Annotated in this window: 14 protein-coding genes and 1 riboswitch; of the genes, 9 read left to right on the forward strand and 5 right to left on the reverse strand. The window is 36.0% G+C overall.

Annotated elements, in window-relative coordinates:
- The first annotated feature begins 74 nt into the window (after positions 1 to 74).
- From JNUCC51_RS21165 to JNUCC51_RS21190, 6 genes are all read left to right on the forward strand, one after another.
- The gene (locus JNUCC51_RS21165; protein ID WP_337989626.1) at positions 75 to 1,190 is read left to right on the forward strand and encodes a M20/M25/M40 family metallo-hydrolase; all 1,116 of its coding nucleotides are present in this window, start codon (positions 75 to 77) and stop codon (positions 1,188 to 1,190) included.
- A 25-nt stretch (positions 1,191 to 1,215) separates the two neighbouring features.
- A complete protein-coding gene (locus JNUCC51_RS21170; RefSeq protein ID WP_328008209.1) occupies positions 1,216 to 1,704 on the forward strand; it encodes a chemotaxis protein CheW in 489 nt (162 codons plus the stop codon).
- Positions 1,705 to 1,948: 244 nt separating this feature from the next.
- On the forward strand, positions 1,949 to 2,146 hold the full coding sequence (locus JNUCC51_RS21175) for a DUF6366 family protein (protein ID WP_337992273.1): 198 nt from the start codon (positions 1,949 to 1,951) through the stop codon (positions 2,144 to 2,146).
- A gap of 236 nt (positions 2,147 to 2,382) precedes the next feature.
- Positions 2,383 to 2,470, forward strand: a riboswitch (cyclic di-GMP riboswitch).
- 43 nt (positions 2,471 to 2,513) lie between these two features.
- Positions 2,514 to 3,401, forward strand: a complete 888-nt coding sequence (locus JNUCC51_RS21180; RefSeq protein WP_337989627.1) for an amidase — start codon at positions 2,514 to 2,516, stop codon at positions 3,399 to 3,401.
- A gap of 484 nt (positions 3,402 to 3,885) precedes the next feature.
- Positions 3,886 to 4,413, forward strand: coding sequence for a sigma-70 family RNA polymerase sigma factor (locus JNUCC51_RS21185; protein ID WP_337989628.1), 528 nt, complete (start codon positions 3,886 to 3,888; stop codon positions 4,411 to 4,413).
- Positions 4,403 to 5,413, forward strand: coding sequence for an LCP family protein (locus tag JNUCC51_RS21190; RefSeq protein WP_337989629.1), 1,011 nt, complete (start codon positions 4,403 to 4,405; stop codon positions 5,411 to 5,413). Before JNUCC51_RS21185 ends, JNUCC51_RS21190 begins: the two co-directional genes overlap by 11 nt.
- A gap of 324 nt (positions 5,414 to 5,737) precedes the next feature.
- Here the strand turns inward: JNUCC51_RS21190 and nspC are convergent, their stop codons facing one another.
- From nspC to JNUCC51_RS21205, 3 genes are all read right to left on the reverse strand, one after another.
- Entirely contained in the window at positions 5,738 to 6,877 is a 1,140-nt protein-coding gene (gene nspC, locus JNUCC51_RS21195; protein ID WP_337989630.1) for a carboxynorspermidine decarboxylase, read from the reverse strand.
- Positions 6,874 to 8,103: a saccharopine dehydrogenase family protein gene (locus tag JNUCC51_RS21200; RefSeq protein WP_268635603.1), complete on the reverse strand. Its 1,230-nt coding sequence runs from the start codon at positions 8,101 to 8,103 to the stop codon at positions 6,874 to 6,876. Before JNUCC51_RS21200 ends, nspC begins: the two co-directional genes overlap by 4 nt.
- 260 nt (positions 8,104 to 8,363) lie before the next feature.
- Complete coding sequence (locus JNUCC51_RS21205) at positions 8,364 to 8,570, reverse strand: hypothetical protein (protein WP_337989631.1); 207 nt, start codon at positions 8,568 to 8,570, stop codon at positions 8,364 to 8,366.
- Positions 8,571 to 9,288: 718 nt separating this feature from the next.
- Here JNUCC51_RS21205 and JNUCC51_RS21210 point away from each other — a divergent pair.
- Positions 9,289 to 10,029 (forward strand): tetratricopeptide repeat protein, encoded by a 741-nt coding sequence (locus JNUCC51_RS21210; protein ID WP_337989632.1) that lies wholly within the window; start codon positions 9,289 to 9,291, stop codon positions 10,027 to 10,029.
- A gap of 225 nt (positions 10,030 to 10,254) precedes the next feature.
- Positions 10,255 to 10,887: a LysE family transporter gene (locus JNUCC51_RS21215; protein ID WP_337989633.1), complete on the forward strand. Its 633-nt coding sequence runs from the start codon at positions 10,255 to 10,257 to the stop codon at positions 10,885 to 10,887.
- A gap of 48 nt (positions 10,888 to 10,935) precedes the next feature.
- On the opposite strand, the gene JNUCC51_RS21220 is transcribed toward JNUCC51_RS21215, so the two are convergent.
- Both JNUCC51_RS21220 and JNUCC51_RS21225 read right to left on the reverse strand, forming a co-directional pair.
- Positions 10,936 to 11,982 carry a Cj0069 family protein gene (locus JNUCC51_RS21220; RefSeq protein WP_337989634.1) on the reverse strand — a complete coding sequence of 349 codons (1,047 nt, stop codon included), beginning with the start codon at positions 11,980 to 11,982 and terminating at the stop codon, positions 10,936 to 10,938.
- A gap of 138 nt (positions 11,983 to 12,120) precedes the next feature.
- Positions 12,121 to 13,062 carry an EamA family transporter gene (locus tag JNUCC51_RS21225; protein ID WP_337989635.1) on the reverse strand — a complete coding sequence of 314 codons (942 nt, stop codon included), beginning with the start codon at positions 13,060 to 13,062 and terminating at the stop codon, positions 12,121 to 12,123.
- Positions 13,063 to 13,172: 110 nt separating this feature from the next.
- Between JNUCC51_RS21225 and JNUCC51_RS21230 the strand changes: the two genes are divergently transcribed.
- Positions 13,173 to 14,060, forward strand: a complete 888-nt coding sequence (locus JNUCC51_RS21230; protein ID WP_337989636.1) for an AraC family transcriptional regulator — start codon at positions 13,173 to 13,175, stop codon at positions 14,058 to 14,060.
- Positions 14,061 to 14,471 lie beyond the last annotated feature (411 nt).

A 14,471-nucleotide genomic window follows, 5' to 3' on the forward strand; every position in this document is an offset into this window, starting at 1 on the left:
TCTTTAGACGTTGTGCTAAAATAATACATATACTATAACGTGGAAAAACACGTAAACTAAGGGAGTCCTACAACATGACAAGTCGTTTAGTAGAAGAGTTTTTTGAGCTCGTACAAATCGATTCAGAAACAAAACATGAAGAAGTGATTGCGCCGATTTTAATCGACAAATTAACAGCACTTGGTTTTTCAGTAGAACAAGATGATGCACATACACGTAACGGGCATGGAGCAGGTAATATACTTGCTACGCTTAAGGGTTCATTAGACATCGAACCAATTTATTTTACGTCTCATATGGATACAGTTGTTCCGGGTAAAGGGATTAAACCATCTCTTCGTGAAGATGGCTATATCGTTTCAGATGGTACAACTATTTTAGGTGCTGATGACAAAGCAGGTCTTGCTGCATTATTTGAAATGGCTAAACGCTTAAAAGAGCAAAATATTGAACATGGTGATATTGAATTTATTATTACAGCTGGTGAGGAAAGTGGACTCGTTGGCGCTAAAGAGTTAGATTCATCTAAAATTAAAGCAAAATATGGCTTTGCAGTAGACAGCGATGGCAAAGTAGGAGGAATTGTAACTGCAGCTCCATTCCAAGCAAAAATCTTCGTTAAAATAATTGGGAAAACAGCTCACGCTGGTGTTGCTCCAGAAAAAGGAATATCTGCGATTACGGTTGCTTCCAAATGTATTGCACAAATGAAGCTTGGTCGATTAGATGAAGAAACAACAGCTAATATTGGTCGCTTTGAGGGTGGTCAGGCAACAAATATTGTGTGTGATGAAGTAACGATTATTGCAGAGGCTCGCTCAATTGACAAAGAGAAGCTAGATGCACAAACTAAGCATATGCAGGAGACGTTTGAGCAAGTAGCAGCTTCATTAGGAGCAAAGGCTGAAGTTGAAGTGAAGCTAATGTATCCTGGATTCCGTGTAACAGAATCAGATAAAGTTGTGCAAGTAGCTATGGCAGCTGCTAACAACATCGGACGCACACCAAAGCTTGGTATTTCAGGCGGGGGTTCTGATGCTAATGTTATTGCAGGCTTTGGCATCCCTACAGTAAACCTTTCTGTTGGATACGAGGACATTCATACAACAAATGAAAAAATTCCAGTAGAAGAATTAGAAAAATTAGCAGATTTACTTGTTGAAATCGTAAAAGAGTCTGCACAAAAATAACAACAGAATCTAAGGAAGTGACCGCATGGAAAGTGTAAAGGCAGTAGTTTTTGCTTGTGGTACGGAGGAATATGCAGTGCCTGTGGAACAAGCCATTTCGATTGAAAAATTAGAGCAAGTAACACCGATTCCTCATTTGCCTAATTATCTACTAGGCTTCACAAGAATTCGTGGCGAGCTTGTGCCTGTGCTTGATTTTGAGCGTATTCTTTATAATCGTTCCTCTAATGCTGCAACAGCACGGATTATTGTGTTGAACACGGATGTTGTGAATTATGGGTTACTTGTAACAGAAGCTCGTGAAATTCTCGATTTAGATGAGTCGGTTTTAAAGCAGATGGGACTTGTCAATTATTCAAAAACACGCTATTTTACAGCTGTGGCCAATCTTGAAAATCGTATGATCACATACGTTGACCCGAAAATACTTGTGAATTCATTAGAAGGTATACGTGAAATAATAAATTATTTACACAAAATGCTTGAAAATGAAAAAGAAAACGTAGAGGCATGATTTTTTTATAATTAAGAATTAATTCAATACAATAATTTACACATCATAGTTGATGTTTTAGGCAGAATTGCAAGTTTGTGATTCTGCCTTTCTTTTTAACCTCTTGTCTACTTCGACGGGGCGCATTTTCCTGGAGGCATCCAATAAGCCACTAAATAACAAATAAGCATAAATATGAATATGTCTTTCTATAGTGTAAATAAGTAAATATTAATTTAGGGGAGGTATTTGTCATATGGATTCAATGAAAAAGGAAACACCAGATGAAAAAAGAGAGCGTTTAAAACAAGCTGAATTAAAAAACAATGCTACTGGTTCTTTAAACGATGGAATAAATAGAGGAACTAGTGGAAATCTAAATGGTATGGGTTGGAAAGAGACGGTGGTACTGGTTTTAGTGTTATTTATAGGATACATTACATATAAATTGTTTTTCAGTTAAAGATATCGAAAGGAATCTTTATCTAATTTTGCATTCCTTAATCCTCAATTGCTACGCATACATCTTCAATATCATTCATTCAATATGTTCACCTTGATCATCACAACTACGTTTTTATGCTGATATAGTAAAAATAACCTGTGTTCGTATTATCTTATATAAAAGTCTTCAATAAAATTATGCGTTTTACCTACAGACATAATCATTCTAACGCCGTATTATGTTAGGTAGAAAACTACTGTCAAAGGCAAACTTCACCGAAAGGGAAGGACGCAAAGCCATGAGTCTAAACACTATTTAGTGCATGATTGTCAGGTTGCCAGGTTCTGTTCTATGAGCCTCGGCAAATAGAATGGAGATGTAATATATGGTAAGTCGTTTACTATCAAAAGCAATCATTGTTTTTATAGTAACAATTGTAAGTACGCTAGGATTATCAATGGGGAAGGTAGACGCAATGGCCATGCAAGATAGGGCTACCTGGTTATGGGATACGACGAGGATTGTCGAAGATGAATCAGGAGTACTCTCATTTTTAGAAAGCAAACAAGTTAATAAATTATATTTACAAATTAATAGTGATATAGCTATTAACTATTACAAAAGTTTTATCGATAAAGCAACGGTAAAAGGTATAAAAGTATACGCGTTAGATGGTTCTGAAAGTTGGGTTTCAACAGAGGGCTATAAAATGCAGGATCAGCTGTTTGATTGGTTACATACATATAATGAAAATGCAGCAGCAACAGAGCAATTTTCTGGCGTTCATCTTGATGTAGAGCCCTACTTAAATAGTGGTTGGAGCTCGAACCAAGCGAAAACAATTGAATCCTATCAAGCGCTTCTTACTAGAGCGAAAGGGGATACCGATCGATTACCCTTGCCATTGGAAGTTGATATGCCATTTTGGTTTGACGAAATTACTTACAAAAACCAATTTGGTAAAGGGTTATTAGCTGATTGGGTGATTGACCAAGTGGAAAGTGTTTCGATAATGGCTTATCGAGATGCTGCTAAAGATATTATAAATATTGTAGAACATGAAATAAACTATGCAAAAAAAGTAAAGAAATCAATTGTAATTGGTGTGGAAATAGGAGCCTCTGATGAAGGACAAAATATTACCTTCTATGATGATGGAGAAGCCTATATGAATAAACAGTTAGCACAAGTTCATCAACAATATGCAAATAAAAAAAGCTATAATGGTTTTGCCATTCATCATGTTGATAGTTGGATGAATATGCAGCCATAAAGAATCCTCTCCATTAGGATGGGAACATATTAACCCTAGGAGAATACCGGCTTAGGATGAAAGAAATTGCACCATCGACTACTACAGACAATTTAACTTCTTTCAGCACATTGAGAGCGTCAATCAAAAAGTATTATTTAATTCCCATGAAAGAACGAAATAATCTTTCATTCTCTGTGGTGTATCGCTGGTTTTTGCGCTACATGGATGGCTAACGGAGTAGTTTAATGGAATAAGGAATAATTATAAACAATAAGCCTGTATCTATGATTACTTGGTAAATCTAAGATACAGGTTTTTTATTTCAGCTATAATTGTATGGATCTTTTTTTATGGAATATTTATAAAAATCAATTAAATATTGAACACGCCGATTAAAAGAGAATCTTTGTTAAAATAAATATTTTTTAAAAATTGAACCTATTACGATTTGATAGTCGTCTAATAGCAGAATTTGAAGTAGATTGAAAGGGAGGGTAGTAGATTGGACAGAGAAGAAAAAGATTTCATATTAGAAAAAATGATGATTGAATATGGTAATGAGTTGGTACGATTGGCATTTTCTTATGTGAAAGATACAGAGATTGCTAAGGATGTGGTTCAAAATACGTTTATCAAATGCTACAAGAATCTTGATTCGTTTCGATTTGACGCACAAATAAAAACTTGGCTCTATCGTATAACAATTAACGAATGTAAAGATTATTTAAAAAGTTGGAATTACAAAATGGTACAGGTAAAAAGTTTTATAAATGAAACAGCAAAGTCAATTTTACCATCAACAGAAAAAACGGTTATCGATAAATACAATAATGAAGAAATAAAAGATACGATATTTTCTCTTCCGAAAGTGTATCGGGAAGTGGTTTATCTATATTACTATGATTCATTAAAGACAGAGGAAATTGCCGAAGTTTTGGATATTCCAGTTAATACAGTGAAAACTAGATTAAGAAGAGCAAAACAAAGATTAGAGTCGATGATAAAGGAGGCAGAACTTAATGGCAGATAAACGATTAAGAGATAAATTTTATAATATGTCTGAACAAGAACTAAGATTTACGAAAGAAGATCGTAATGAAGTATTTGAACAAATTGATAAACTGGAGAAGAATAATAATACACATAACAAGTCTCTTGTTTCTTTTTCAAAAAAATTCGCTCCACTTACAGTTTCTTTATTAGTAATAGGCTTGTGTATATTTTTGTTTATTCCATCGATTTTTCATGGAAACTTTAATAAAGAATATAACAGAAGTGATCCAAGCGGAACAGTATTACAAGAAGACGAGATTTTCACGACTCTATTTACGGTGAAAGATGAGAATAATAGAATACATGTTAACCTTTTACTTTCTTATAGTAAAGATAAGAAGATGGTGAAAGTTCTGTCTATCCCTCGTGATACTTATGCTCCGATTTTGGATAAGAATAATGGAACTACTTCATATGATAAATTGACATTTGCTTATGTTGACGGTTCGGGAGGAGCTGAAAATGTAAGAACAACAGTTTCTAAGCTATTTGGTTTAACAATTGATTATTATGCTGTTATGGATATAGCAACCCTTTCAACGTTGATTGATTCAGTGAATGGTATAGATTACGACTTGCCAGAAGATATTCGAGTAAGAGCTATATCCAGAGAGGCATTTGAATTCAAAAAAGGGGCGAATCGTTTGAATGGAGAAGAGATTGTGGCATTAATGATGGCTGCTTCAGAGGGAAAAAGATACGAATTCGATGAAGAAAACCTATTAAACCTCATTCATGCTGTTGTTAATAAAACAAAAAACGAAATCCCCCAAACTCAATTAAAAGAACTTACTACTAAAATAGAAGCCAATACATCATTTGATCATTTGTTAGAGAATAAAATGGAAATTAAATCCTTAAAATTGTTATCTTTAAGTGAGGGAATACAATCGAAAATGATAGATGGTAAATACTATATTGTGTTTGAGAAAGATTTTTTAAATTCTATTTCAGAAGAGTTAACCACATTTAACTAAATAAAAAAGAGAAGATAAAAGTGTGTTAACGACGAAATGTAGATTAACGCACTTTTATCACCCCTAATGAATAAGCAATTCCTTGAGTTTTAAAGATAATAGTCCTGCTTTATCAAGTTGTTGCAGATATTTTAGAAATTCTGTATAAATAGCTTCGATATACTCCTTCAACTTAAATTGATATTTAAATATAACTGGACCCAGATGTGGTACAAAAAGAGGATAGATAGAGCTAATTTCTTAAGCTCTTCTATCCTTTTAATTTCTATACATATATTGTGTGACCTTATATAAGGGTTCACTATTTAAAATAGTTTCAGCTTATTATGAAAGTCGGCGGCTATAGTCTTCGAATTTAAATTCACGAATGACTTTAATGCCTTCTTCATCGTTATAAGAAACGATTGATGGAAGATTTACGCCATTAAACATATGATTTTTCACCATTGAGTAATGCGCCATATCAGTAAATACTAGACGATCGCCTGGTTGTAAAGGTTGTTCAAATGAATAATCACCAATTACATCGCCAGCAAGACATGTAAGCCCGCCTAGGCGATATGTGTAAGCAAGCTCATTCGGTTGACCAGAACCGATAATCATTGGGCGGTATGGCATTTCTAGAACGTCTGGCATATGGCAAGTTGCTGATGTATCTAAAATTGCTAGGTCCATACCGTTTTTCTGTACATCAAGAACAGTTGCTACTAAATAACCTGTATTAAGTGCAACAGCTTCACCTGGCTCTAAATATACAAGAAGGTTATACTTGTCTTGAATATAATTAATGATATTCACAAGCTTCTCTACATCATAATCCTCGCGAGTAATATGGTGACCTCCACCAAAGTTTAGCCATTTCATTTGATGTAAGACATCACCAAATTTTTCTTCTACAACTTGTATAATACGCTCTAATGTATCGGAGTTTTGCTCACACATTGCATGGAAGTGTAAGCCATCAATACCTTCAAGCTGTGACTTGTCGAAGTTGGCTAATGTTGTGCCAAGACGAGAATTCGTGTAGCAAGGGTCGTAAAGTGCTGTTTCAATTTCAGAGTACTCTGGATTGATACGAATACCACATTCAATTGTTTTACCAGCAGATTTTACTTTGTCTTTATATTGATTCCATTGGTTAAATGAATTAAACACAATATGATCAACATAGCCAAGAAGCTCGTCCATTTCATGTTCCACGTAAGCAGGTGCATAGACATGAACTTCTTTGCCCATTTTTTCATAGCCGAGTTGAGCTTCAAATAATGAGCTTGATGTAATCCCGGCTAAATATTCACCCACTAATGGGAATGTTGAATGCATGGAAAACCCTTTTAAGGCAAGTAAAATACGACAGCCTGTTCGATCTTGAATCGATTTTAAAAGTTCTAGATTTTTTGTTAATAATCGTTCATCCACAACGTAAGAAGGGGATGGAACTTTTGAGAAATCAATTGGCTTCATCGACTTAATTCCTTTGCATCTAACTCAAGGTCAAGTAATTCTGGATTATGGCTTTCTTGCCATGGTAGACCCCATTTATTTAGTGCATCCATGAATGGATCGGGATTGAAGTCTTCAACATTCCAAACGCCAGGTTTACGCCATTCACCATTCATCACAAGCATTGCACCAATCATTGCTGGTACACCAGTTGTGTATGAAATTGCCTGTGAACCAACTTCGTTATAGCATTCCTCGTGGTCACAAACATTGTACACGTAATAAGTTTTTTCCTTACCATCTTTTAGACCACGAATAATACAACCGATGTTAGTTTTTCCTTTTGTACGTGGTCCAAGTGAAGCTGGATCAGGCAGTACAGCTTTAAGGAAGTGAATTGGTTGAATCATTTGTCCTTCAAATTCGATAGGCTCGATAGAAGTCATACCAACATTCTCTAATACTTTTAAATGAGTTAAGTATTTTTCAGAGAATGTCATCCAGAAACGGATTTGCTTTAAGCCTTTAATGTTTTTAGCAAGCGATTCTAGTTCTTCATGGTATAAAAGGTAAATATCTTTTGGTCCGATTTCTGGTAAGTTATAAACCTCTTTTTTCTCAAGTGGTGCAGTTTCAACCCACTCGCCTTCTTTCCAGTAACGACCATTCGCAGTAATTTCACGAATGTTGATTTCCGGGTTGAAGTTTGTTGCGAAATGGTAACCGTGATCACCAGCATTTGCATCCACAATATCAATGTAGTGGATTTCATCAAATTCATGTTTTTGTGCATGAGCTGTGAAAACGCCCGTTACACCTGGGTCAAAACCGCTACCAAGTAAAGCAGTTAAGCCAGCTTTTTCGAACTTCTCTTTATAAGCCCATTGCCATTTATATTCAAATTTTGCCGTTTCAGGTGGCTCGTAGTTTGCAGTATCCACATAGTGTACACCCGTCGCTAAGCAAGCATCCATAATCGTTAAGTCTTGATAAGGTAGTGCTACATTAATAACAACTTCCGGTCCAAAAGCTTTAATCAGCTCAATAACCTCTTCCGTATTGTCTGCGTCTACCTGTGCGGTATGAATCTTTGTTTTTCCGCCATCTAGTTTTTCTTTTAGAGCGTCACATTTTGAAACAGTTCTACTTGCGATACAAATCTCCTCAAATACGTCCGAATTTTGAACACACTTGTGTACCACAACACTGGCTACTCCGCCAGCTCCTATAATCAATGCTTTACCCAATTGTCTACCCCCAAATTCATATAAGTATTGTCAAACAAGCTGATTATACAGAAAATTGAATTACTACTCAATCATTCTTTTTAAATTTTCTACAAAATTTTTTATTTTTCAACAACAATTAGCCGTATTAAGAGGGGAATACCACGAAAAACGAAGCTTTTCATGAAAAAAAAATTCCCTTAACGGGGAAAATTTCTTTTTTGTTCAACAAGCTTTTAAAAAATTTGGGTCACTAAAACTGTAGTTTTAAGTCATGCAAGTTATTTAGAAAAATGTTTCGATATTTGTTGTTTTTCATCCCCCCATAAATAAAAAAAGATTAGTAGTAATACACTTAAGAACCCCATTACGAGGGCGTAAGTGCTGAGGGCCACATCCACTTGACTTTGCATAGCATAAATGAAAATAGCTCCTAATGTTAACAAATTTCCAATAATAAGCGATACAAAATGAAAACGTCTATTCATAGCAAGCCGCCCTCCTATATAGTTTACATACCTTCAATAAATGAAAATACACTTCAATTATCTCATAATTCAGAACATTATCCAATGTTTTTTCATTTTGGATTATCGTCATAACGTAGGTGTTGATTTCCGTTCCAACTGGGCGCTTTGTTGCTGACGCTTCGCTTTCGCACAGATAAAACATTTGTAGCTGTCCCTTTGCTTTCGCTACAGAAAACATTTGCCGCTGACGCTTCGCTTTCGCGCAGAGCAGAGCTTCCTGCAGGCGTCCGATGAGCCGCTTGGGCCAACAGATGTTTTTTGCGCGAAAGCGTAGTGCTAACGAAGCGGCAGCGGCAGGATGTTGGTCAGACGTTATCACAGGATGTGATGTTCTTAGCCTTCGTTCCTCTATTCGCTGATCCCCAAGGAGTCGCCCAGTCTCCACTCAACTTATTTACATAGTATATGTTCTACCAAATGTCATCCTAATAATGATGTATCATTTAAATTACCGTTCTTTAAAGTGATTCTAAAATAGTGCCTTGCTATTAAGTTAGTCCTAACAACTGGAGGATAGAATGTACAATGAACAGACTTTTCTTTTTGGTGTGGTCTGGTGAATTATTCTTGAATTAAAAGAATTGTAGAAAAATTATTGCTATTTAGTTTGTTTTAGATTTAAAGATGGTAAAATACCTATAAGACTTTTCTTATAGTGAAGGTGAGGATTTATATAGTGATCAAACAGTTTGATGAGCAAGTCCAACAAATAAATGAATTATTTTTAAATGGTCATGTGAAAGAAAGCTATCAATTAGCGAAAGCACTGTTAGCTAATAGTACGTTTACAGATCATGAATCATTTCTAACAATACAACAGCACGTCGCGTTGCTAGAGGCGAACGGTTATGCAAATATGCCAGTTCCTACAGCTGAAAAAGTGAAGCAAAGTGTTGAACGGACAGATGGATCCTATCCAGAGCGCGATGTACTAGCTGCATACATAGGAAGTGAGGATGATCAGCAATTCGGTAAAGTAGTAGATGAATTATTAGCAGGATCGGTCGAGGCACAAGCGAATGCATATTATACAATGGCTGAATTTTTTGCTCTTGCAAAGGAGCATGATAAAGCACTTGTGCAATATGCGGAAGCGATAAAACTACAGCCAAATAAAGCCCTTTACTGGGGAGCCTTCGCACAGTTTTTAAGTCGAAATGAAGGCAGTCCGTATTTAGCATTACGTCTTATTGAAGAAGCTATTCAGTTAGATAATATGAACCCTCGCTGGTACTACATTCAGGGGAATATTTTTTTACAGCTTGTCGCAGCTACAAAAAATTTAAGCTATTTACCTGCTCTAGAAGAAGCCTGGGAAAAGGCTAAAAAACGTTGCTCTGCTAAACAGGTTGCATTAAAAGTGGACATCGCGAAATCCAACGACGTACTATCACAATGGAAAAAGCAAATGCTCTAAGAGTAAAGAGAAAGCAGTCCGCAACTAAAAAACTCAGATAAGAATTTAAAAACTTTAATAGCAATAAGAATAGGTATCCCAATAATTTCATACAAATAAATAAAGTACGAGCATATAAAAAATGAATATTTATTAATAAAAATAACATTATATGTATTTTTATGCTATAATGCGATTATAAACGGACGTATGAAACTTATCTTATTGCATGAAAGAAGTGTTTATTTGAGTTTATATGTAGCGTATGTATTGGTAGGTCTTGCGATTGCCATGCCTGTTGGTGCCATCACAGTAGAAATGACAAAGCAAGGACTAAAAAATGGCTTTATGCATGGTTGGGCTGTCGGGCTTGGTGGTATGACAATTGATATTGTATTGGTTTTTGCATTGTATATGGGACTAGCGTCCATCTTAGCAATGCCTATCATTCAAATTCCTATGTGGATTATAGGGGCAGGCTTTTTATTCCTTCTAGGGCTGGATTCTATAAAAAATGCTGATCATGATATTACGCTTGCAGGGGAGAAAGTAACAAAATCATTTTTTACTTCTTATCGTAATGGTTTACTAGTTGCTGTTTCACCTGGAAATCTAGTATTCTGGGTAAATGTTTTTGGCGTTGTACTAGCTAAATCTTATGGGCAGGGAGAGTCAGCAAACTTTTTAGTGATCGCTGCAGGTGTTCTGAGTGGCATATTGTTGCATGATATTGGCTTGATGACCATTGTTTCGGTTACCCGTAAAGCGATGAGTCGTAAGGTCATTAAGATGCTTACAATGGTAGCGGGTGTATTACTTATTTGCTTTGCCGGATATTTTATCTATGAATTTATACAAGCGATTAAGATTTATATATGAAAAGAGCGATCCTAAGAGATCGCACTTTTTCGTTTATCTTGTATCATTTTATGCTGAAATCTCGGCATTTTCTTGGATACAGGCTAAAATTTCTTCTGCTACTTGATGTGCTAAAGAAAGTTCAGAAGTGAAGCCTACACATGAACAATTCATTTCCCCTAAAATATAGCAATCTTCGCCAGCTTCGTTTGTATCAAGCATGAAATCGGCAGTCCATATAAGTGGTAATGCATAATTACCCAGTAAACTAGTTACAAGAGGTAGCTGTTTTAAAAAGTTATGGACAAGCTCTTCCCAATCCTCTGGTGCATCATAGCGATATTGCGCGCCTGAGAAAAGTGTTGCACTAAATGCGTCTTCAGAATCTGCCGGTTTTTTATGTACTACGTGAACGGGTTTATCTCGTAACATTAATAAGCGGATTTCACCTTCAGTAATACGAGGAAGGAAGCGCATATCAATTAGCATGCCATTTGGACCTGTAATATATTGCTCACAGAACGTCATGAAGTCGCTAAGTTTCCAATATTCCACATGATTATCCTTTGCTTCTGTACATTTGATCTCCGCATCAAGTGGCACTGTTGTAATTCCCTCAGCAAGAGGTTCAACCAATTTAACTCGCCAAATACCTTCGCCCGTCGATCCACGATTTTGCTTTAGGACGCGTTCAGTAATAGCAAGAGAAGTAGGGAACTGAGCTTTAAATGCTTCAATTGTATAATAAGCAAATGTATCATCCGGCACTAAATTCGTTGAGGACAGCTTTGATAATGCATCTTTAGAACCATAACCAATCATTGCATCAGGGTGTGGCATACCGATGACACCCTCATTACATAGTTCACGCAACATATCAAAGTACTCTTTTTCATGCTGTAAGTTTCCTGGATTAATACGTGATACATAGGCAATACCTTGTTCTTTGACGTAATTAAAAATTTCCTCTTTTTTTGTAACATCAAAGAAAATGACCTCTGCATCCTGTCCACGTTGTTTTAGCGCATTCACCATTGGCATTGTATCTTGTCGATAGCCGTCAGGGCCCTTATCTGTGCCGCCACGAACCTCGAAAAAAATAACCTTTTTATCCATAAAAATACCCCCTTGAAAGATGATATTTTCAGTATAATAGACAGCTAAGGAAAAAGGATATAAATAATATGTAAATTTTATGTGGAAATTCATAGTTTATATATTATGGGTAGGAATTTATAACTAATAATTTTGTAATTATCCTAAATTGGTTAAGTTTTCCTTGCTATTCTTTTTCTGAAAAACTGTGAGGTATAAAATCATGAAGAGAATTAGCATCGTCCCAATAAACTGAAAACCACCAAAGGCAATTTTAAGCCAGAAAACACTTGTAACAACAGCAGTTAGAGGCTCTAGGCTACCAAGTAAACTAGTTTCTTTTGGCGCTAAATAATGCAAACTTGCAATATAAAACCAAAATGCTAGCATTGTCCCAAAAACCACGATAAATAGAAAGTATGCGATTGTCGAAAATGCCCAGTTTGACATATCAATTTGCCATGGTTGATGGAAAAGACTCATCACAATCCCACCAATAAGCATTGACCAGCCTACAACTAACAGTGAATGAAATTGTTGTAAAAGTGAGACGGCATATAACGTATAAAAAGCAGCTGAAAGACCAGATAAAATCCCCCAAAAAACTGCCATGGATGGCACAGAAAGTGTAGATAACGAACCATTTGTTAGTAATAAAAATGTACCGATAAGTGTTAGTGTCACAGCTATCCCATCCTGCCTTGTCAATTGACTGTGCTTCGTTATTAAATAATAGGCCATAATAAAGAGCGGTGCTAAGTATTGTAATAATGTCGCTACAGCAGAGTTGCCTATAGAAATCGACATCATATAAGTATATTGAACCGCTAGCATTCCAAGTAAACTAAATAATATTTGTCTAAAAGCATTTTGCTTTGTTCGCCACATCACAAAAATAGACTCTTTACGATGTGTCATTTTATAGACAGTTATCAGTAATATGCCAGCTAAAAGAAGACGACTGGAAACGAGCCAGCCAACCTCTATATTTTCCTGCTGAAATAGCTTTTGTGCTACGGTACCACCAATACCCCAAAAACTTGCCCCAAGAATGACTAAAATAAAACCAATAGTACGATTTTTCTGTGCAGATTGATTCATCTTAAAACATCTCCTAAACTATCAATATAAAGCTATTATAAGGAATACTATGCGCAATAAATATCGATTTATAAGATTAAAAATATCAATATATTGAGGTGATCTAAGTAATGGCGTTAACTCATATTAAAATTGCGAAGGATTTACAAGAACTAACGTTGCATGGGACGAAGGAATTTCCAGTTGCCTTATATGAGACAGTTTTGCGATTAGATAGTATGGATTTTTTACCGTTACATTGGCATAAGGAAATTCAATTTGTCTATGTGAAAAGTGGTCGTGTGGAATACAGAGTAGGAGCAGATATCTTTGTACTTGAGGAGGGAGAGGGGTTATTTGTCAATGCTTCTTGTTTACATGAAGCAAAGCCTTTTCAAATAGAGCGGGCTACAATTTTCTGTATTAACGTGAACCCAGTGATATTAGGCGGACACAAGGACAGTATTTTCTCCTCTAAATATGTGCTGCCGTATATAACGAGCAATAGACTGCCTTATGTAAAGCTTTCAGACCAATTGGCGCAAAAAATTGGATTCTTGGCGAAATTACTGCAAGAGCAAGCCGTTTTTTATGAGTTAAAGGTATGGCGAGAGCTATTAGTCATTTGGGAAACCATTTTGTCACAATCAATGCTAACAGAAGAAATACTGGATCCGGCAATTATTGTCCAGCATGATCGAGCTAAGGAGATGCTTGATTATTTACATGCTCATTATCAAGAGAAGATTTCTTTAGAAAATTTAGCTGCACATGTTTTTCTAAGCCGTGCAGAATGTAGTCGATTTTTCAAAAAAATGGTCGGCATGACACCATTCACATACTTACTATACTATCGTCTTCGCAAAAGTATGGAGTTATTACGTGATAGTGAGCAATCTATCACTACAATTGCTACAACAACAGGCTTTAGTACAGTAAGTTATTATATTGAAAAGTTTAAGAAATATACAGGATACTCCCCTCATGTTTATCGTAAACAATTTTTTGATAAAGAATAGCTGAGCATAATTTCGTGAAGCATGGGGATATCCGTGAAAGAGAAACAAATATGAATTGCCTCATCTTAATCATTAAATGTGAAATATTCTTGAAAATTAACGGAATAGACCATGCTGTTTATTATTGAATCATCTGCAAAAGTAGTGGATGACATTTGATAAAACGGATGCCATATATAAGTTGATTGGAGTGGAGACTGGGCGACTCCTTGGGGATTAGCGAATAGAGGAACGAAGGCTAAAACCATCACATCCTGTGATAACGCCTTCGTGACCAACATCCTGTTGGCCCAAGCGGCTCATCGGACGCCCCCAGGAAGCTCTGCTCTGCGCGAAAGCTACAAAGCGCCCAGTTGGAACGGAAATCAACCACACTTTATGGTGATGATTGTTATTATTATACATATTGAC

This window comes from Lysinibacillus sp. JNUCC 51, assembly GCF_015999525.1.
GTDB classification, from domain to species: domain Bacteria; phylum Bacillota; class Bacilli; order Bacillales_A; family Planococcaceae; genus Lysinibacillus; species Lysinibacillus xylanilyticus.